Genomic DNA, 18,572 nt, shown 5'->3' with positions numbered 1-18,572 from the left:
ACCGGCCAATGAACCCGAGTGCGAGAGGGGAACGACTGCGTGAGTACGCAGCTGCAGACGGATGTTCTGGTGGTCGGCGGGGGAGTCGGCGGCGTCGCCGCCGCGCTGGCCACCGCCAAGCTCGGCCGCAAGGTGATACTCACCGAGGCCACCGAGTGGCTCGGCGGCCAGCTCACCAGCCAGGCGGTGCCACCGGACGAGAACGCCTGGATCGAGACCCAGCTGGCCGCCGTCAGTTACGCCGACTTCCGGCAGCGCATCCGCCGTCACTACCGGGACAACTACCCGCTGACGCCACGGGCCGCCGCCGATCCGCTGCTCAACCCGGGCCTGGGTCACGTCAGTCGGCTGTGCCATGAACCCCGCTCGGCCCTCGCCGTCATCGATCAGCTGCTGGCACCGTGGCAGTCCGCCGGTCGCGTGACGGTCCTGCTGCAGCACGAACCGGTCGCGGCCGACACGACCGGGGAGCAGATCACCGCGGTCACCCTGCGCCGCCCCGACGGCAGCGACATCACCGTCACCGCCGACTACATCCTCGACGCCACCGAACTCGGCGACCTGCTGCCATTGGCCGGAGTCGAGCACGTCATCGGCGCTGAAGGCCAGGACACCACCGGCGAACCCCACGCGCTGCCGGTCGCCAACCCGCTCAACCAGCAGGCGATCTCCTGGTGCTTCGCCCTGGAACACCGGCCCGGCGAGGATCACACCATCGACCGCCCGGCAGGCTACGACTTCTGGCGTACCACGGTCCCCCCGTTCTGGCCCGGCCCGCAGCTGTCCTGGATCGACGTCGAACCGATCACCCTCAGTACGCGCAAGCGGCCCATCTTCCGCGATGACCCCGGCAGCGGGCCCGCCGACGACCTGTGGCACTACCGGCGAATCCTGGCCGCCCGCCAATTCACCGGCACCGCCTTCGCCGACGTCACCCTGGTCAACTGGCCGCAGATCGACTACTGGCAGGCCCCGCTGCTCGGCGTCGACGACGCCACCCGGGCCGCCGCGCTCGACGGCGCCCGCGACCTGTCACTGTCGTTCCTGTACTGGATGCAGACCGAGGCACCGCACCCGAACGGCGACGGCACCGGATACCCCGGGCTACGGCTGCGGGGCGACGTCACCGGAACCACCGACGGACTAGCCATCGCCCCCTACATCCGCGAATCACGCCGCATCCAGGCCGAGTTCACCGTCCTGGAGCAGCACGTCGGCGTCGACGCCCGCCCACCCGGAGCCGGCAGCCAGGCCTTCTCCGACAGCGTCGGCATCGGCCACTACCGCATCGACCTGCACCCCAGCACCGCCGGGCGCACCTACGTCGACATCGAGTCGTACCCGTTCCAGATCCCGCTCGGCGCCCTCATCCCGATCCGGGTCGACAACCTGCTCGCCGCCGGCAAGAACATCGGTACCACCCACATCACCAACGGCTGCTACCGGCTGCACCCGGTCGAGTGGAGCATCGGCGAGGCCGCCGGCGCCATGGCGGCGTACTGCCTCGACCGGGGCGTGCCACCCCGCAAGGTCCGCATCGACCACACCCACCTGGCCGACTACCAGCGGCTGCTCAACGACACCCTCGGCGTCACTCTCGCCTGGCCAGACGAGATCCGCACACACCGAGCACCGTGAATCCGCCCGGGAAGAGAAGGAACATCACATCGCGTCCACCTGGGCCGGGCCTGCGGGGTTCCGAGAAGCTTCGGCATGCCGGTGCGGTGGATGGCGAGGGCGGCGGCACCGGCGTCGATCGGGTCGGACGCCCCCTGCCAGCGGCGCCGATGCCCTCGATCCCGACCAGCACCGGGGTGCCGAACGAGCGCAGCCACGCCAGCGGTGACGAGTTGCTGGTCATGACAATGTCCGTCCTGTCCTGACCGGCAGGTCGGCACGCACCAGCCGGGCGAGGGTGGACAAGACAGTGACGCGGCCTCTGGCCAGGCTCCTACGAGATCACCGCCGCCGCGTCCGGTGAGGGCACGTGAGTCCCGTACCGGCGACGAGGTGGTGCCGCCGCAGACGCCGACCCTGCGTGCCCGGCCCTTCTTCGCCCGGTCCAACCCGCAGGTCGTCATGATGCTCGCCGGTCGAGCGGCGAAAGGGTGCCCGATGCGGCTGTATTTCGGTGATCCTCATGGCCCGGCGGCGACAGTGTCCGCGCATCCGGCGAGTGAGGATCTGAGGGCCTATGTGGCGGTCCATGCGATGACCTGGCCGCGCTCGACGAGTCGGGATTGGAGTTGGGCAACGTCGATGTCCTGCACGTCGGTGTGTTCGCGCAGGGACTGCACCGCGGCAACCGCTGCGGATTCAGCCAGGACGCAGAACACCGGTTCCATCCGGGTAGCCGCGTAGCCGATATGAGTGGCAGACAGGCAGACCGGGACCAGCAGGTTTCCGCAGTCGGACTGCTTCGGGGTGACCGCCCGGTAGGGAATCGGATACGGCTCGCCGGTGCCCATGTGGCCGCCGAGAAACATGTCGCCCTCGGTCGCCACACCGAGTTGCCCGGTCGTCGGATCGCGATGTGGAATCCGCCGTACCGGGTAGACGTCCACGCCGAACAGGGCGAGGCCGATGCTGTCGCTGGGATCCGTCTGGTTGACAACGTCCGCGTATGTGACGGTGTAGATCCCGTCGAGCCGCCGCGACACCCGCACGTAGAGCTGCGGTGGCCAGCCGCCGGTGTCCGGGAAGACGCTCGCATCCAGGCCGTAGGTCGCTGTCTCCGCTCGGAACTCCTCAGGTACGGCGGGATCCGTCGACAGGAAGTGGTGGATACCGCGGAGATAGTCGATGTGGTACCGCCACAGCCGCGAACGGTCGTCCCAGTCGCCGTCTTGGTACTGGCGGCTCACTCCGACCGGAGCGTTGGTGATCAGTGACGCGCGCTGGTAGTTGTACTCACCCGAGTTGAGCCAACCGGGGAAGATGCCGCGCAGCGCTTCAACGTCGGATCCCAGATGTCGGACGTAACGCCGTACCAGCTCGAAGTCGTCGGGAGTGTAATCGTCGGGCGGAGTGAGCTCAGCCCGGCGTGCCGGGTCGGTCGTGACGTAGAAGCGGAAGTTGTACGCCTGCGTGTAGTCGTCGGCCGCGCCGACGGGCAGACCGTGATCCCCCTCTACCAGTGCCAGCAGTCCGCTCGTGCTGTCCCCCGGTACGACGTACGGGTCGATAGGCGTCCAGTTCGTGACCGGGCGAACGCCGGCGACCTGTTCGCCGAAGGCGTCTCGTGACTCGCGTCCGGTACGGTAGGGGACCTCGGTCAGTGCCATCAGGTCGCCCTCATACGAAGCGTCGATGAAGACCGCCGCCTGCACGACGATGTCGGGAACCGACTCCGAAGCCGGCAACGGAACACCCCACCGGTCCGGCTGCGAGGTCTCCAGCTGGACGGCGGTGATGCGGTTGCCTTCTCGCCGCACCGAACGAACGCGGCGCTCGAAGATCACCTCGACGCCCGCACTCTCGATCCACTCGTGGAAAGCCAGCATGACGCTGCGGGGGTTGTCCCCGAAGCCGAAGACCACCTCGCTTGTCAGGCCGCCCGCGATCGCGGAAATCGGGCAGTCCTGCCGGGGCTTGATACCCGAGCTCAGCATGCCGCCAAGCCAGCGGCTCGGCTCGATGAGGATCACGGACGCGCCCTCCTGATGCGCCGTCATCGCGGCGATGCAACCCGCAGGCGTTCCTCCGTAGACACAGACATCGGCTGTAGTCGTCATACCCATGCACTCTGCCGCTGCGGGAATCTGCTTGGGCATAGCAATTCCAGCCATCCGCATATACTTTTTTGCCATGGTGACGCTGGACGGCTACCTGCTCGCCCCGTCCCAGGATCAGTTCAGCCTCAGCTCCGACAGGTACGACGACTGGTGCCTGCTGCTGCCGAGGACCGGATCCTTCACCTTCGAGGTCTCCGGCGGACCGCGAGGGGTTGCGAAGCGCGGCGACATCGTCGTCTGCCCGCCGGGCGGCACGCTCTGGCGCCGGATGCAGACTCCGACCTCCTTCTTCCATGCGCGCTTCAGCACCGAGCTGAAGCCGCCGATCGGCCGTACGCGCGTACCGGACGTCGACCGGTGCCGCGCCGACCTCGCGATGCTCGAAGCCGCCGAAGCCCACCCCGGCTTGCTGGCCGCTCATGTCGTCACCGACCTCATCCTGATGATGCTCCGCGCCCACCGCGGCGCGCCCGGAGACGAGCTGGTGCGGCAAGCGACAGTGTTGATCCTGGACCACTTCACCTCACCGGACCTTTCGCTCGGTGAACTGGCCGCGGCACTCGGCATCAGCCCAACGCAGCTCTCACGACGCTTCCGGGCCGTCCGGGGCGTCACGCCGGTCGCGTACCTCCGCAGCGTCCGGCTGCAGAAGGCACGGGAGCTGCTGACCGAGACCGACGACACACTGCAAGCGATCGCCGAGCGCTGCGGATATCGGAGCGCGTTCTACCTCAGCCGGGTCTTTAGCAACCACACCGGCCAGTCGCCATCGCAGTACCGGCACGACAGCCGCGTCTGAGTAACGAGGGACGGCGCAGCGAACGATCTCCCCACCCTCGCCGGCACCGTGCGATTGCCGAAAACCTCGTCCACGCAGGTCACGCAGAATTCTGGTACTCGTGGGCGATCGCGTCGTCGTATCTCGAGTTCACGGCGGCCAAGCTCGAAGACCAGACGACGGGCACAGTGATGATGGCCCTCGCGTCACCCGACGAGTAGGCGTAGGCCCCCACGGACGTCCCAGTGGGGCCTACGCCTACAGGGGAAATGTGTGCTTACCCAGCCGAGTCGGCATGAAGACTCGACTCTTGTGGCGGACGGTGCGGGGGGTCACTGGACGGTGAAGCCGCCGTGGCTGACGGTCCGCCTCAGCCAGTCGAGCCAGGCCACCCAGAGGTCGTCCCCCTCCAACTCTGCGCGGAGGCTGGGTGATGAAGCTTGGTAGAAGGTCAACGCTTGCTCGATCTCCCTCGCACCTACCAGCCATGGGCCATTACTCGTCAGCTTGAACTCCGGGATGCCAACCATTCCAGCGACCGTCTGGGCCGACGCCGCCCGTTCGGCCTCGTTGTAGGCGTCACGCCGGCTCTGATCGGCAGACCGCCAGTCGTCGATGTCATCGAACGGCCAGGCGGGGAAGGGCTGCGGGGTTGCCTGGTAGGTCATGCCCGTGCGGCGCATACCGTCGCGGCAGAAGGCCATGCCGGCGGTGTTCAGATGGAACTGATAGGCATCCGCAAGTGAGTGGTACTTGTCCGTGCATGGTCGGCACAGATCCCCGAGTTCGAGGTGTGTTTGGTAGCGGAAGCGAGCAGCCGCAGCAGGTTCGGGCAGATCAACCCACTCAAAGCTGTAGCCCATGAGACCTCCTCCGCTGTCGGCCACAACAGCCAATCGCTTAGCGCCATGACATTCTGCCGGGCAGCGCAGGCGGTTGGGCCACGCCGCCGACAATCTCTGGTCACCGCTAGGCGTCAGTCAAACCGGCGAAGACGGACACGTCGTCATATCCGCCCTGGTCCCCGTACCACTGCATCACACCGGCGACCACGAAGGGGACTTCACCGTGTGCATCGATGTGCAGCCAAGATCGGGGGAGCGGGGTGGGAGCAGCCGGCTGCGTTGAACGGCGGTCAACTGCACGCAACGGCGCCAAACAGCGTCCAACGGCACCCGCGCCGACCTGCGGTTCGTGTTTCCGCAGGTCAAGGCGGGTGCAGCGTCCTGCTTCACACGGAGTGCGCAGCTGCCCAGCCAGCCAGCCAGCCGTCTGGCCGCTGCAGCAGGACGCTTGCCGTCCGTTGCTCGCATCAGCGGTTACCCCGGCCAACACGGCGGCCACCGGAGGTGCCGAGGTCAGCGTCGTCACGACGGCGGATCGGCGAAATCGGCTGGGTTGAGATTGAGGGTCGCGAGTATGCCTGAGTGCTGGGCGGTGTCGATGCGGTCCGGCAGCTCCCGGTCGACCCAATCGGCCCGGCTGTGTTGGCCGCGCTGGCGCAGGGCCTCAAGGACCTTACTCTTATCGATCTTCATCGGCTGTATCGGCTCCCTTCGCGCACAATGAATCTGGATGCTGTCGGACCCGTCCATGCCCGCCCTGAGGTGAGCCGTCGGCCGGACGCGTTGCTGCGCGGCACCGGCTGGAGACAGGCTTGAACGGTCAGTGCGGTGCGTCTAGTTCGTCGGCTGCAGAGGGCCGGCGGTGCGAAACCCGATCGTCACGATCGGTCTTCGGGGCGTCCAGCCACAACATACCCACGGGCCTGCCGCAGCACCTTCCGCACCCCAGGGCCAGGAGAGTTGTCCGGCGCTTCACGCCTGCAACTGCGTGGCCCGGCCCCACCGGTCGTCCACCTGCTCGCGTCGTGGCTTGAGCACGCTCGTCAGGTGAAGCTGCGCGTCTTCCGGAGCGCTGCTCACCGGCACCTTGTAGGTCGCCACCCGCTCCAGCCAGTCATGAGGCACGTGGCCTCGGTCCGGATCGCCGACGAGGACCCGACCGCCCTTCGCCGCGACACGGGCGAGGAACGGCAGCATCCGGGCCGCCACAGACGGGTGGTAGAGAGCGTCACCGGTCAATACCACATCCACGCCGTCACCGTCGCCGTCAAGCAGGTCACTCGACGACAATGTCAGGTCGACGCCGTTGGCGTGGGCGTTGGCACTGATTGCCGCGATCGAGTACGGGTCAATGTCGTTGGCGGTGACACCGGCGGCGCCCGCCATCGCCGCGGCGATGGCGACCAGTCCGGAGCCGGAGGCGACGTCGAGGACATGGAGACCGGCCACCGTGTCCGGGTGATCGAGGATGTAACGCGCGAGAGCCTGTCCGCCGGTCCAGGCCGATGCCCAGAACGGCGGCGGGAGGACGTGCCCCGCCTCGGCTTCGAGCCGGGCCCAGAGGACGATCGCGTCCTCGGCCATGACCAGTCGCACCTCTGGCACCAGCGGCACCGAGGCCAGCCGGAGCCGATCGATGCTGCCTGTCCCGGGCGCGCACTCGGGGGCGGACAGCGCGTACAACACCAGCGGTTCGAGGCCGGGCACGACCGTAGCGTCGGAACGGACCACTATTCGCCGGTCCGTGGTCTCAGCCGCCGCCGTGGCGACGGGCGAGGCCTCGCCGCCACGGCTCCGCGGAGTCAACGTCAGACCAGACGGATGTTAGCGGCCTGAAGCCCCTTCTGGCCCTGCTCGACGTCGAACTCGACCCGCTGATTCTCGTCCAGACTGCGGAACCCGCTCGATGAGATGGCGGAGAAGTGGGCGAAGACGTCAGCGCCGCCGTCATCCTGCGTGATGAAGCCGAAACCCTTGTCCGCGTTGAACCACTTGACTGTACCGAATGCCATGTCTTCTCCTCTGGAGTAGCTGATGGAGCCACCTACGGCCCCCGATGGTCGCCGCTGCTCGTCCGGAAGAACCGGCAGAACAAAAAGCGCCCGGCGGGTTGGATACCCACCAGGCGCTGGCAAAGTATGCGACAAACCAAAGCTTGCAACACGCTCACGCTAGCACGGGCACGCCGCCCGCGGTGCCTTGGCTGTCAGCACAGGCCGCGCCGGCTACCAACCCGCGTGCCGGAAAGAACGCCGCCACGCCCTGCGGCGCGGACGTGATTTCCACGCCACTCGTTCGGCGACCTCTTTTCGAGCCTGTTCGGCGCCGCGCGGCCGTCGCTACGCGGCGGGCCGGTTGCCCCGTGGCGCTGTGGCGTCGTCCGCTATGCGCCGCCGTCGGCGCCACGGGAGGCGTCACGAGGCGGGGCGGCGTGCTGCCAGAGAGTCTTCAACGTGGGAGTGGGTCGCCCTGCCCAGCACTGACCGATCGGTCGCGGCGCGTGGTGGTCGACGTCAGATGCAGGCCGTGGTCGGAACCGGCGGAGTGCTTGATCATTCTACCGGCACCCGGCCCAAGCCGTACCCGATGGTCCTTTTGGGTTAGGGTTTGGCGGGCCGAGCGAAACGGATCCGACGCTGCCCCGGCGAGCGGCCGGATCCACCCCGCTCATCTTCCGCACCCGGCTTGCATATGTGGGCGGGTGAGTCGCGTGTTGGCGCGCAAACTTTGGAGCAGCTGTTGACTGATGTAACCACGCATGACTTAAGTCCATTCCGTGAAGCACCGGCAGCAGATGCGCCTTCCGGCCGCACACCTGCCGTCGACGTGAGTTCGGCTTCGATGACTCGGCTGCGCACCCCGTTCGATGTCGAGGGTGACGCCGATCGGCAGCGGGCGGCCGCGCCCATCGCTGCTCGCTAGGCGGTGCCTGCAAAGGGTCACATCCATTGCAGTAGCCCCGCGATGGTGATCGTGGCCTGGTACGACGTGGCGGTCTTGTCGTAGCGGGTGGCGACGCTGCGGCACTGCTTGAGGCGGTTGAAGCAGCGTTCGACGACGTTGCGTCGCTGGTAGAGCTCTCGGTCGAACATCGGTGGTCGGCCGCTGCGGCTGCCGCGTCGGCGGCGGCCGGCCTGCTGGTCGGCGCGTTCGGGGATGGTGTGCGTGATGCCGCGTCGGCTGGCCGCGGCGCTTGCGGCGGGTACGGAGGATGTCGATGCCGTCAGAGGCGAAGAACCCGGGCGTGCACTCGCGACCTGCTCACGAATCACCTCTTCGCCGGAGGGCGACAGACGGCAACGACCGGTCCGGGGCTTCGTCTCGCAGTGCCCCCCTTCGGGACCGGCCATGGCCGGGGGAGTGGGGAGTTTTTAGTATTCCCCGTCTGGGTGGCGACCACCGCCGATGGTGCCCTCGCCTCCAAGGGCGAGCGTTACCCTTCCACCGCTCTCTTGAGCACCACGACATGCCACCCGCGGTCTACCGTCGTGACACCCATATCAAGCGGGAGAGGCCATCACCATGAGCAAGCCCATCGATTACGACGCACCGCGCCGCCCTCCCGTTGAGGTTGAAGACGATAGCCTGGACGAACTCAAGGCGCGCGGCGCGGCGTCGCAGTCAGCGAAAGTCGACCTCGACGAGGCCGAGGCTGCCGAGAACTTCGAGTTGCCCGGCGCGGACCTGTCCGGCGAGGAACTGACCGTGGCTGTCGTGCCGATGCAGCCGGACGAGTTTCGCTGCGCGCGCTGCTTCCTGGTGCACCATCGCAGTCAGCTCGCCGCGCAGCCCGACGGCCGGGAGGTCTGCCGGGACTGCTCCTGACGTCCGCTGCCAGGCACCATTTCCCGCCACTCCGGACGGCCACCCAGCCACGCGTCGGCGAGGATCTTTGCCGACGCCCGACTCGGACAGGGGTGTAGCTTCGACCGGCCTGCGATGCCGCCGGTTTGCGCCTCTACTTCCCATCGCTGGCCGTCGGTGCGGATGTAGACGTCGCGACGCCCCCGCAGGCTCCGGTCGCCGTTCCACCAATGACGCTCGATTCTCACGTGCTGACCGTATAGCACCACCTGCGGAAAGACGAACGACAGGGATCTTGAGAAGAGGCGGCCGGCGTGATCGACCAACCACGGATTGTGGAGGAGGGGCGTCCGCCGTAGGGCGGCCGTGGTGAGCTCTTCGGCCGGCCCGAAGAGCTCACCAGGGACAAACGGGATCGCCTCGGCGAAGGTGAGCTTCGATGGTTCCACGGCGTCGCCTGGTGAGCCGCGACCCGCATGTGGCGGGTCCGCCGTGCTGTTCGAGGCGTTCGACCGATCGCGCACCATTGACGGCCGACTGCTAGCGTCACCGGCAACCATTGAGAAGGGAGTGCCGATGGTGGATGGGGCGGAGGTCGGTGGACGGCCGCGATCGGTAACGATTGCAGCGACTCTGATGACCGTCGTGGCCGTCGGGTATCTCGCAGACGCGGTGGCGGTCGCCGCTGGGGCAGCTGCATTCCCGGACCGTGTGCGCGAGGCACTGAACGCCTCCGAGGTCGACCCACGTGCCTTTGACGCTCTCAAGCCAGTGGCCTCGGCATTGCCCTACGTCGCGGCGTTGATCACCGCCGTGGCAGCACTGGTCCTACTGGGTATCGCGGCCTCGGTGCGTGCGGGGCACTTCGCGGGCCGCATCATCGCCTGGACCGCGATCGGTCTGTCCCTGATGTGCAGCTTCTGCGGGCTGGGCCAAGCTGGTACGCCCGCTTTCAGCGGAATCGCCTACGTGTCCGCCTTCAGCAGTGACGCCTCCGGAACTAACACGTTCGTCCAGCGGTTGCCGGCCGCGTACCCGCCGGCCTATCGGTACCTCAGCGGCGGCTTTGCCCTCTTCGCGATGCTCGCCTTGATCGTCGTCGTCCTGCTGCTCGCGCGACCCTCAGCCAACCGCTTCTTCCGTCCGGTCAGCCAGCTGGCACCGCCGCCAGCTACTCATTACCTGGGCGGCTCGGCGCCGGCGCCGGTCGCTGGGGCAGCCCGTCCGACGGACGACCAGATCTCCCAACTGTCGGTGCTGGTCCGGCAGCATCAACGCGGCGAGTTGACCGACGAGGAGTTCGTCGCGGCTCGCCAGCAACTGCTCGGTGGCCCCTGATCGCAGCACGTCAGACATGCTGGTATCCGCCTGGCGGGAGACGCAGCTGCGCGGCCGCAGGGTCACACTCCTACCTCCCGCCATCGGCCACCGCGCGGCAACGTCTTTCTATGCCGCGATCCGAGCGTCACGTAACGTGAGGGTGGACGGCACGCCGGCAGGCGCCCGGAACTGCCGATGAGCGAGCACGTCGTTCCGCCCGCCCCGCCGAGAAAACCCATTGCGAGTGGCCGGCACCGGATGTCTGGTTGATCGGGCATCAATCACGGGAGGGAACATGACGGGCATGTCGCTGCCCACCCCCACGCTGCACACCCCTCGCCTTCGACTGCGTCCCTTCGACGACGCGGATGCGAACGACCTCTTCGCGCTGCACAGCAACGCCTACGTGCTGCGCTACTGGGACGCGCCACCGTGGAGCGAACACGTGCGCGCCGAGCGGTTCATTACGGCCTGCCGGCAGATGGCAGAGGGGGGCACCGGGGCGCGGCTGGCCGTGGATCGTGTCTCCGACGGGGCGTTCATCGGCTGGTGCAGCCTGAACCAGTGGAATCCGGACTACCGCAGCGCATCGCTGGGCTACTGCTTCGACGATGCAGCGTGGGGCCACGGCTACGCGACGGAGGCCGCGCGCGTCTTGCTGCGGTGGGCATTCGACGCGCTGGACCTGAATCGCGTCCAGGCTGAGACCGACACACGCAACGTGGCATCTGCCCGCGTGCTGGAGAAGCTCGGGTTCGTGCGTGAAGGGACGTTGCGGGAAGACTGCGTCGTGAACGGCGAGGTCTCTGACTCGTGGGTCTACGGGCTGATCAGGCGGGAGTGGCGGCCGTCGTCCGAGCCGGTGCCCGCCCGCTGAGTCCTCGCTCCGACCCGCGCACCACCATGCGCTACGACCGGGCCCGCAAAAACCTCGAGGCGGCCCGGGCCTCAGCCCTAACGCGTCGGAAATCATTGACATGTCGGCAACCTCCGACATATCTTGGACCGGTGCCTGAAGACGACGTGTTCCTCGCGCTGGCAAACCCGATCCGCCGCAGACTACTGCAGCTTCTCGCCGAGGGACCGCGAACGGCTGGCGACCTGGCCAACCAGTTCGACCTGAGCCGACCCGCAGTCGCCGAGCATCTACAGATACTGCGGCGTGCCGCGCTGGTACATGACGAAGCCCAAGGCCGGCAACGGCGCTACCACCTGACCGCGGAGCCGCTCGCCCAGGTCGGCGACTGGCTCCACCCGTTCGAACGATTCTGGCGCGAGCGGCTGCGCACGCTCGCCGATGTCGCCGAGGAGGACGAATGACCGCGACCAGCACTAACACCATCGCTATCGACCAGTTCATCGCAGCCCCACCGAGCAAGGTCTGGCGCACGCTCACCGAACCCGAACTGCACGCCCGCTGGTGGGTTCCCGGCGACATCGCCGCCGTCGTCGGTCACCGCTTCCACCTCCAAATGCCCGGCTGGGGAGCGGTGGCCTGTGAAGTCGTCGAGGTCATCCCGGAACAGAAGCTCGTCTACACCTTTAATCAGACCTGGACGCTGACCTGGCGCCTGGTCGCTGAAGGCCACTGCACCCGTCTGTTCTTGGAGCACAGCGGGTTCGACCTCGATCAGAAGTCCGAACGAGATGCCTTCAACCGCATGGCACCCGGATGGCGCGACCAGATGCTGCCGCAGCTGGCACAGGCCGCGACCCAGCTCATCGACTGATGTGAGGGCCCGGCGGTGCTAAGCCCGCTGGCAGCCCGAACGCGGTCCTGAGTGCCGGCATGAGCCGCAGACATCCGGCCGCAGCCACGCCACAACGAGATCACGCCCCATGCGTCCTGACGCTGCGACCTGGCCGAGTCTGTTGCAGGCGCCCCACCAGCGAACCGCACAAGCCGCTACCGGGCCACCGTGCAGATCGCCGACATCCTCATCTGGCTACGCGCGAAACCTGACCGCTCCCAGCCATGATCCAGGAGACACGGCCTAGTGCTGGCGGCGCTCGGCGAGTTGCTTCAGGTTCAGCAATTGCCGGCGCGCCATGACCAGGTCGCCGACGGACAGTCCGAGGGCGGCCCAGCGGGCCGTCTGCATGACGACCTTGAGCAGCAAGCGCGTCCTGTCCTGCTCCTCGGGCACAAGGACGTAGGACATGAAGGAACCCATGATGGTGCCCGTCAGCTGTTTGCCGGGGTCGACCGAGACGATCCTGCCCAACTTCCGTCCGGCAGCAGTGGTGAATGCTTCTCCGACTTGGGGCTCGGGTAGGCCCATCAACTGTCGAGGTGAGCGGTGACCGAGGTTGTCGAGCCAGTCATAGGAATAGGGCGCAAGCCTCACTTGGGCAACCCACGGCCACACCGCTGCGGCGGGCGCCTCAACCCGCACCCCCCGCCACGCCTGTAGCGCGGGGGAGGAGACGAAGTCGTCGCACGGATAGGAGCGCAACATCTCGCTGTTCGTCACACCCCACCGGTCACCGATCATGCATCCACCTTCCACCGTGTCGGCTGCGCCCGGGCGTCCGGATCTGCCGCGATCCGATCGCTCTGCGGCACGAAGCCCAGCCCACACGGCTTCTCGGCATGCGAACATGCCGATGTCCGGATGAAGCGTGGGCCAGCTAGTTAGGCCACGCCGGTCAGACGGAGGCGAGGAACGCCCGCACCCGCTCCATGAGCAGCGCGGACGCCTCAGGGTCGTACGCGTCGAGCGAGGAGTCGGCGAAGAGGTGCTGGTCGCCGGGATAGACGAACAGCTCGGCGTTCGCCGTGGAGCCGGCGAGCTGGCGTGCGGCCGGCAGGTCCTCGTCGAAGAACTCGTCGCCCTCCTTGCCGTGGATCTGCACCGGTACGCCCTCGGGCCACGTCTCTCCGAATTCGGCGACCGGGAGGCAGGAGTACATGAGCAGTGCCCCGCGGGCACTGGGCCGGGTCTGCGCGAGCCGCTGGGCGATCGTCACGCCGAAGGAGAATCCGGCGTAGACGAGCCCGGGGCCGAGTTCGTCGGCTGCGGCGATGCCGCGCTCTCGGATCGCGTCGGGCCCCAACTCTCGAGCGAATCCGAACCCCTCCTCGATGCTGCCGAACGTGCGGCCGTCGAACAGGTCCGGCGTGTGCACGGTGTGCCCGGCCTGTCGCAGGCTGTCGGCGAAGCTCCGGACCCCGTCGGTCAGGCCTTGGATGTGGTGGTACAGCAGCACGTCGGTCACGGCGTTGAACTCCTTGCGAATGATCGAAATTTCTGGAACGTTCCGCGATGCTAGTCTGTTGTGCCATGGCCGACAACCCCCCGGACTACGAGCTAGCCGATCGGATGGCGCTGACCAGACCGGACCAGGTAAAGGCCATCGGCCACCCGCTCCGCACGGTGATCCTGCAGCTCCTCCACGAGCGGGCCGCGACCGTGACCGAGCTCGCGGCCGCGGTCGAGCGCCCCAAGAGCACGGTCGCGCACCACGTGGACGTGCTCACCCGGAACGGCCTGCTCCAGGTGGTGCGCACGCGGAAGGTGCGGGCGATCGAGGAGCGCTTCTACGGGCGCACCGCGCGTATGTTCTACGTGGCAGCGGAGCCATCACCCGCTGGCGAACAGATGCCAGGCGACTTCAACGACTTCGAGGTGGCTGCACGCGAGTCCGCGAAGGCGTTCGAGCAGGGAAAGCTCTGGGGTTTCATCCGGCATGCGCGCATCTCGCAGGATCAGGCCTCTCAGTTCTGGGACCGGATGGCGCAACTGGTTGATGAGTTCGACCGGATGCCGAGGTCCGGCGAAACCATGTACGGGTTCGCGATCGGCATCTATCCCACCGACCACCCGACCCTGCCGACGGCGCAGTGATGCACCTACTCGAGAATCGCGGACGGCCTGATCGTGCACCTGGTCAAGCTGGCTGCTGCCGTCGTCACTGACGATCGATCCGCCGGCAGACCAAGTCAGGCCACCCACCCGTGTCCATCTCGACGTCCTCGGACAGCCGGACATCGGGTACGACCTCGCCGTGCCAGCAGCCGGTGATGCCTCGGAGCGGAGTCTCCGAATCAGCAACCCAAGACACCCCTCGCATTGCGGCTTGCACGGCCAGCAGAATGCTGCTGATCCTGTCGCATAGCCGTGGGCGGAGTGCCGGGATTTACCGCTGACCGGGCGTGGGAGACGTCCGAATTTGCCGATGTGCGCGAGTCGGCCAGGTCGCTTGCCTGTGCGCCGTAACGCATTTCGATTCGCACGCAATAAACCCGTGGCGGCGTCACTGATCAGCCCGCGATAATGGCCGGCGTGGAAGAGGTCGCGGTCGTCGTCGCCCATAACGAGCGCGCGACCCTGCGCGTCGGCGACGTGTTCCTGAAGGTCGACAGCGATCAGACGCGCATCGATGTCGAGGTCGAGGCGATGCGGCTGGCGCCCGTCCCGACCCCCGAGGTCCTGTGGCGCAAGCCGCCCGTCCTCGCGATCGCCGCCGTCCCCGGCCAGGCACTCGGCCGTCTCGGCGAGCCGTCGCCCGCGTCACCGGCGGCGTGGGCCGCGGCGGGCGCTGCGATCCGGAAGCTGCACGACGCGCCACCGCCGCCGTGGGCCGGCAAGAAGCTCGTCGGGCTGGACGCGGAGCTCGAGCGCGAATGCGCCTGGCTCGTCGACAGCGGCGTCCTGCCGGCCGACCTGGTCGATCGCAACCGCGAGATAGCCGAGGCCGCGATTCGGCCGTGGACGCGGGTGTTCATGCACGGCGACCTGCAGATCACCCACATCTTCACCGACGGCGACGAGGTCACCGGCGTGATCGACTGGTCCGAGGCGGCGCCCGGCGATCCGCTGTTCGACCTGGCCACCCTGACCCTCGGGCACGAGGAACGTCTCGGCGATCTCCTCGCCGGTTACGGCACCGACGTCGACCGGGACGTGATCCGCGCCTGGTGGTCGCTGCGCAGCCTGCTGGCGTCCCGCTGGCTGATCGAACACGGCTTCGACCCGTCCTTGCCAGGCTGCGAGTTCGACGTACTGAGATCGCGGATGTGAGACTGCACGAGCCCGACGGCCACGAGCGGTGACGAGGGGCGCGGCTGGACATGTCGTTGTCACCGATCGCTGCGAAGGCGCAGCTGTCGTGGCTCACGACCCGTGCGCGCCATCGCCCACGTTGTATGCGACGCCAAGCGTGGGCATCCGGATCTGCCGCGATTCGAGCGTTACGGATCGACCGCTTGCGTCCGGAGGAACGTCCGGACAAGTAGCCGATGAGCGGGGCGCTCATGGCCGCCCGGGCCTGCCAATCCGAATTCCGCTGCTGTTTGGATCGTGGTAACCGAGGCGGTCCACCCGGCTGAACCAAGGCAGTGCCCCTCGGCGCACCCGACCGGTGGCGACGAAGCGTGCACCCCGCCGATGGTGGGCAGGTGCTGACGCGTCGCTCGGTGTAGAGGGCAGCCGGGCCGCCCTGACCCGGAGGACCGGGCTGTCCATCGCGGACGCCCGGTCCCCGGAAGCTACCGGTATTCAGGGGAGCAGGCCCAGCTCGAAGTGTTGCCTGTTCTCGAACGCCATCGGGATGACCTTTTCCTGTTGTCAGGCGCTCCGGCGCCTCGTCGGCGGCGAGGAGTGCCGGCTGAACTCGCTACCGTGCCGTTGAGCTGGTCGGCCGTCAGGCAGGTGTCGCCCCCAGCCGTACCGCCGAAGCGTACGCGTCGACGAGGCCGGTTCCCTTGTCGACTGCGGTGGTGTAGGGCCCGACTGTCTGGTAGGCCGCGCCGTCCGTGAACTTGTACGCCGTGGCCTTGAGCGCGTCCTCGATCTGGGCCGGGGTCGCGTTCGGTGCGACCTGGAACAGTTGGGTGACGATGCCCACGACATGCGGGGTTGCCATCGAGGTACCGCTGATCGTGTTGAACGTGCCGAGGTCCAGCGGCCCGGGGCCGTTGCGCGGGTCCAGACCGGTGGAGCAGATCACCAGGTACGGCCGGCAGGCCGAGGTGATGTTCGATCCGGGTGCCGAGACGTCCGGGTAGGTCTCCGGGTGCCCCGCCGCCCCGCGGCTGGAGAACGTCGACACGCTACCGTCGCGGGTGCCGGTGCCGTGGTCGTCGTAGGAGGCGACCATGATGATTCCCGGAGTGGGGTCCTGACCCGGAGGGTTGGTGGCACTGTTGTCCGGGCCGTCGTTGCCGGCCGCCCAGACGGTGACGACACCCTCGGCGGCCAACGCCCGCTGCAACTTGGTGGTCGCCGAGTTCGGATCGAACGCCCCACCGCCAGTGGGGCCGTACGAGTTGTTGCTCACCTTGATCGGCGGGCAGCCCGCGCACGGATTCAGGTGATGCTCGAGCACCCAGTTCAGCGCGCTGTCCGCACCGAAGATGCTCAGTCCCGCGCCGACCGACAGGCTGATCAGCGTGGCGTCAGGGGCAGCGCCGTGCAGCCGGGTGCCGTCGGTGAGCGTCGTGTCCCGCCCGGCGACGATCCCCGCGACGTGCGTGCCGTGCCCGCCGGCCGACAGCGTGTCGGTGTCGTTGGCCGCGGTCAGGTCGAGGAAACACGAGTCGTTGGGGAGCGGGAGCGGCAGACCCAGATCGGTGAGCGGGCCGCAGATGTTCTTCAGATTGAGCTTCACTGCGCTGCTACCGTCGGCGTTGCGGAAGAACGGGTGCGTGCCGTCCACGCCCGTGTCGATGATCGCCGCCGACACACCGCGGCCGTCGACCGGCCGTCCCTGTCCGTCGCGCAGCTCAGCGCGCGCCTGCTCGCCTCGGGTAGCGACGTTCGAGGTCGACAGGTGCAGCCGCAGCGGCTGGTCACCTTCGACGTAGGTGACACCGGCATGACCGCGAACGGCCGCGATCTGCTCGGCGGTGCCGCGCGCAACCGCGACGCCGATCTTGTTCCAGGTCGTGATGAGTTTGAGGCCGGTGTCGGCGGCCGCCTGCCGGGCCGCGCCGATGCTCGTACCGTGCACAAACACCGGGATCGTGCCGGAGGCTGTCGTCAGCGTCCGCGCCAGGGCACTGGATATCGGGGCGAGCGGGTTGCTCGCCTGCGCCGGCGCGACCGGCGCGACGAGCGCGGCGGCAAGGACGCCGGCGATCAGGACGGGGGTGGGTCGAGGCATGTGGGGCCTCCTCTGGGAGCCTGTGTGACGTCTGTCTATGACCGATATCGGCGATCACCAAACTTATGCAACACGGGTACGTCCTAAGGGCGCGAATGCGTACGGAGCCACCCGCTCGCACTGCAGCCGTCAGGGTGCGTGCCGACCCACGCGGACTGGCGATGCCCGGCCGGTGTCGCTGGATTGGAGCTGCTGGACGACAGTGGCCCATGTCGCGCATGACCTTCAGGCCTATGTCGGGCACATCCCATCCATATTCAGTGGGGAAAGGCGCGGGGGATGCGTGCGCTGAGGAGTTCGTCGCGGAACGCTTGGATGCGCGTGATGACCTGTCTCCTGCCGATGGTGTTCTCGATGCGGTCGAGGTACAGGCATCGGGCGGCGAGTTTGTCGAGGTCGACGGTGAAGTAGATCGCCATCAGCGGGTTGACGAACAGGTTGCCTCGGTCGGTGCGGCGGGTGAACCGGATGTCTCCGAACGCGCCGCTGGTGGCGGCGGCGATCTGTCCTTGGACGATGCTCGGCCGGTCCGGGGTGGCGGCCTGGGCGTCGGCGACAGCATCGCGGTACAGCGCCGCTTCCCGGCTGGAACCGGGGATGGACAGGGCACCGAGGTAGCCGCCGTCGCGGTCGAGTGCGGCGAGGTTCTCCAGCACCGGGACGTGGTTGACGCCGTCGTAGGCGTCGATGCCGAAGCCGAGACTGGTCACCAGCTTGACCGGCACGTCCAGCGCGGCCACGGCGGCCACGCTGGTGATGTCCTCCACCGGGGTGCCGAGATCGCTTTCATCGCCGCGCAGCAGGACATCGGTGCCGCCATCGACCAGCACCACCGCATCGATGTTGAGTTGTTCAACCAGGTACCGGTACGCCGCCCGTAACGGCTAGACGCAACGCCGTTCAGTTAGGGCGGTGGCTGGTTCGTCAAGGGTCGTCGGTGATGACGTCGATTCTGGTGGTGGCCTTGTAGGTGCGGCGGTCGAT

19 protein-coding genes are annotated in these 18,572 nt (G+C 67.7%); 9 read left to right on the top strand and 10 right to left on the bottom strand.

Going from position 1 to position 18,572, the window contains the following annotated elements; genetic code table 11:
* The first annotated feature begins 39 nt into the window (after positions 1–39).
* A complete protein-coding gene (locus ACFYM6_RS33550) occupies positions 40–1,638 on the top strand; it encodes an FAD-dependent oxidoreductase (protein ID WP_387281488.1) in 1,599 nt (532 codons plus the stop codon).
* Between the two features lie 554 nt (positions 1,639–2,192).
* On the opposite strand, the gene ACFYM6_RS33545 is transcribed toward ACFYM6_RS33550, so the two are convergent.
* Positions 2,193–3,773 (bottom strand): FAD-dependent oxidoreductase, encoded by a 1,581-nt coding sequence (locus tag ACFYM6_RS33545; RefSeq protein WP_387281487.1) that lies wholly within the window; start codon positions 3,771–3,773, stop codon positions 2,193–2,195.
* A 37-nt stretch (positions 3,774–3,810) separates the two neighbouring features.
* Between ACFYM6_RS33545 and ACFYM6_RS33540 the strand changes: the two genes are divergently transcribed.
* Positions 3,811–4,533 carry a helix-turn-helix domain-containing protein gene (locus ACFYM6_RS33540; RefSeq protein ID WP_387281486.1) on the top strand — a complete coding sequence of 241 codons (723 nt, stop codon included), beginning with the start codon at positions 3,811–3,813 and terminating at the stop codon, positions 4,531–4,533.
* 311 nt (positions 4,534–4,844) lie between these two features.
* Here the strand turns inward: ACFYM6_RS33540 and ACFYM6_RS33535 are convergent, their stop codons facing one another.
* The 5 genes from ACFYM6_RS33535 to ACFYM6_RS33515 form a co-directional block, all read right to left on the bottom strand.
* Complete coding sequence (locus tag ACFYM6_RS33535) at positions 4,845–5,375, bottom strand: hypothetical protein (RefSeq protein ID WP_387281484.1); 531 nt, start codon at positions 5,373–5,375, stop codon at positions 4,845–4,847.
* A gap of 504 nt (positions 5,376–5,879) precedes the next feature.
* Complete coding sequence (locus ACFYM6_RS33530) at positions 5,880–6,050, bottom strand: hypothetical protein (RefSeq protein WP_198940503.1); 171 nt, start codon at positions 6,048–6,050, stop codon at positions 5,880–5,882.
* 279 nt (positions 6,051–6,329) lie between these two features.
* Complete coding sequence (locus tag ACFYM6_RS33525; protein WP_387281483.1) at positions 6,330–6,941, bottom strand: class I SAM-dependent methyltransferase; 612 nt, start codon at positions 6,939–6,941, stop codon at positions 6,330–6,332.
* A gap of 224 nt (positions 6,942–7,165) precedes the next feature.
* A complete protein-coding gene (locus ACFYM6_RS33520) occupies positions 7,166–7,369 on the bottom strand; it encodes a cold-shock protein (RefSeq protein ID WP_107078210.1) in 204 nt (67 codons plus the stop codon).
* A 927-nt stretch (positions 7,370–8,296) separates the two neighbouring features.
* Positions 8,297–8,629 (bottom strand): transposase, encoded by a 333-nt coding sequence (locus ACFYM6_RS33515; RefSeq protein ID WP_387281482.1) that lies wholly within the window; start codon positions 8,627–8,629, stop codon positions 8,297–8,299.
* A gap of 250 nt (positions 8,630–8,879) precedes the next feature.
* Here ACFYM6_RS33515 and ACFYM6_RS33510 point away from each other — a divergent pair, with 250 nt between their 5' ends.
* The 5 genes from ACFYM6_RS33510 to ACFYM6_RS33490 all read left to right on the top strand — a co-directional run bounded on the left by ACFYM6_RS33510 (position 8,880) and on the right by ACFYM6_RS33490 (position 12,211).
* Positions 8,880–9,182 (top strand): DUF4193 domain-containing protein, encoded by a 303-nt coding sequence (locus tag ACFYM6_RS33510; protein WP_387281481.1) that lies wholly within the window; start codon positions 8,880–8,882, stop codon positions 9,180–9,182.
* Positions 9,183–9,653: 471 nt separating this feature from the next.
* Positions 9,654–10,499 (top strand): hypothetical protein, encoded by an 846-nt coding sequence (locus tag ACFYM6_RS33505; protein WP_387281480.1) that lies wholly within the window; start codon positions 9,654–9,656, stop codon positions 10,497–10,499.
* Positions 10,500–10,776: 277 nt separating this feature from the next.
* Positions 10,777–11,358: a GNAT family N-acetyltransferase gene (locus ACFYM6_RS33500; RefSeq protein ID WP_387281478.1), complete on the top strand. Its 582-nt coding sequence runs from the start codon at positions 10,777–10,779 to the stop codon at positions 11,356–11,358.
* A gap of 131 nt (positions 11,359–11,489) precedes the next feature.
* The gene (locus ACFYM6_RS33495) at positions 11,490–11,801 is read left to right on the top strand and encodes an ArsR/SmtB family transcription factor (RefSeq protein ID WP_387281477.1); all 312 of its coding nucleotides are present in this window, start codon (positions 11,490–11,492) and stop codon (positions 11,799–11,801) included.
* Positions 11,798–12,211, top strand: a complete 414-nt coding sequence (locus tag ACFYM6_RS33490) for an SRPBCC domain-containing protein (protein ID WP_387281476.1) — start codon at positions 11,798–11,800, stop codon at positions 12,209–12,211. The genes ACFYM6_RS33495 and ACFYM6_RS33490 overlap by 4 nt, the downstream gene beginning before the upstream one ends.
* 264 nt (positions 12,212–12,475) lie before the next feature.
* On the opposite strand, the gene ACFYM6_RS33485 is transcribed toward ACFYM6_RS33490, so the two are convergent.
* Positions 12,476–12,976 (bottom strand): polyketide cyclase, encoded by a 501-nt coding sequence (locus ACFYM6_RS33485; RefSeq protein ID WP_387281475.1) that lies wholly within the window; start codon positions 12,974–12,976, stop codon positions 12,476–12,478.
* Positions 12,977–13,130: 154 nt separating this feature from the next.
* Complete coding sequence (locus tag ACFYM6_RS33480) at positions 13,131–13,700, bottom strand: dienelactone hydrolase family protein (RefSeq protein WP_387281474.1); 570 nt, start codon at positions 13,698–13,700, stop codon at positions 13,131–13,133.
* 65 nt (positions 13,701–13,765) lie between these two features.
* On the opposite strand from ACFYM6_RS33480, the gene ACFYM6_RS33475 reads away from it, so the two are divergent.
* Both ACFYM6_RS33475 and ACFYM6_RS33470 read left to right on the top strand, forming a co-directional pair.
* Positions 13,766–14,329: an ArsR/SmtB family transcription factor gene (locus tag ACFYM6_RS33475; RefSeq protein WP_387281473.1), complete on the top strand. Its 564-nt coding sequence runs from the start codon at positions 13,766–13,768 to the stop codon at positions 14,327–14,329.
* Positions 14,330–14,758: 429 nt separating this feature from the next.
* A complete protein-coding gene (locus ACFYM6_RS33470) occupies positions 14,759–15,505 on the top strand; it encodes a phosphotransferase family protein (protein ID WP_387281472.1) in 747 nt (248 codons plus the stop codon).
* A gap of 622 nt (positions 15,506–16,127) precedes the next feature.
* Here the strand turns inward: ACFYM6_RS33470 and ACFYM6_RS33465 are convergent.
* Both ACFYM6_RS33465 and ACFYM6_RS33460 read right to left on the bottom strand, forming a co-directional pair.
* Positions 16,128–17,588: a S8 family serine peptidase gene (locus tag ACFYM6_RS33465; protein ID WP_387281471.1), complete on the bottom strand. Its 1,461-nt coding sequence runs from the start codon at positions 17,586–17,588 to the stop codon at positions 16,128–16,130.
* A gap of 257 nt (positions 17,589–17,845) precedes the next feature.
* Positions 17,846–18,448 carry a DUF1152 domain-containing protein gene (locus ACFYM6_RS33460; RefSeq protein WP_387281503.1) on the bottom strand — a complete coding sequence of 201 codons (603 nt, stop codon included), beginning with the start codon at positions 18,446–18,448 and terminating at the stop codon, positions 17,846–17,848.
* Positions 18,449–18,572: the final 124 nt, after the last annotated feature.

Origin of the sequence: Micromonospora sp. NPDC006431 (genome assembly GCF_042870725.1) — a bacterium.
Lineage (GTDB): Bacteria > Actinomycetota > Actinomycetes > Mycobacteriales > Micromonosporaceae > Micromonospora.
The sequence above is the reverse complement of the archived record's forward strand: the minus strand, read 5'-3'. Positions and strand labels throughout refer to the sequence as shown.

Bases quoted from the DNA above. Each gene is read 5' to 3' on its own strand.
- ACFYM6_RS33545 (WP_387281487.1), bottom strand. From the start codon at position 3,773: ATGCCCAAGCAGATTCCCGCAGCGGCAGAGTGCATGGGTATGACGACT.
- ACFYM6_RS33535 (WP_387281484.1), bottom strand. From the start codon at position 5,375: ATGGGCTACAGCTTTGAGTGGGTTGATCTGCCCGAACCTGCTGCGGCT.
- ACFYM6_RS33530 (WP_198940503.1), bottom strand. From the start codon at position 6,050: ATGAAGATCGATAAGAGTAAGGTCCTTGAGGCCCTGCGCCAGCGCGGC.
- ACFYM6_RS33525 (WP_387281483.1), bottom strand. From the start codon at position 6,941: ATGGCCGAGGACGCGATCGTCCTCTGGGCCCGGCTCGAAGCCGAGGCG.
- ACFYM6_RS33520 (WP_107078210.1), bottom strand. From the start codon at position 7,369: ATGGCATTCGGTACAGTCAAGTGGTTCAACGCGGACAAGGGTTTCGGC.
- ACFYM6_RS33510 (WP_387281481.1), top strand. From the start codon at position 8,880: ATGAGCAAGCCCATCGATTACGACGCACCGCGCCGCCCTCCCGTTGAG.
- ACFYM6_RS33500 (WP_387281478.1), top strand. From the start codon at position 10,777: ATGACGGGCATGTCGCTGCCCACCCCCACGCTGCACACCCCTCGCCTT.
- ACFYM6_RS33490 (WP_387281476.1), top strand. From the start codon at position 11,798: ATGACCGCGACCAGCACTAACACCATCGCTATCGACCAGTTCATCGCA.
- ACFYM6_RS33485 (WP_387281475.1), bottom strand. From the start codon at position 12,976: ATGATCGGTGACCGGTGGGGTGTGACGAACAGCGAGATGTTGCGCTCC.
- ACFYM6_RS33475 (WP_387281473.1), top strand. From the start codon at position 13,766: ATGGCCGACAACCCCCCGGACTACGAGCTAGCCGATCGGATGGCGCTG.
- ACFYM6_RS33470 (WP_387281472.1), top strand. From the start codon at position 14,759: ATGGCCGGCGTGGAAGAGGTCGCGGTCGTCGTCGCCCATAACGAGCGC.
- ACFYM6_RS33465 (WP_387281471.1), bottom strand. From the start codon at position 17,588: ATGCCTCGACCCACCCCCGTCCTGATCGCCGGCGTCCTTGCCGCCGCG.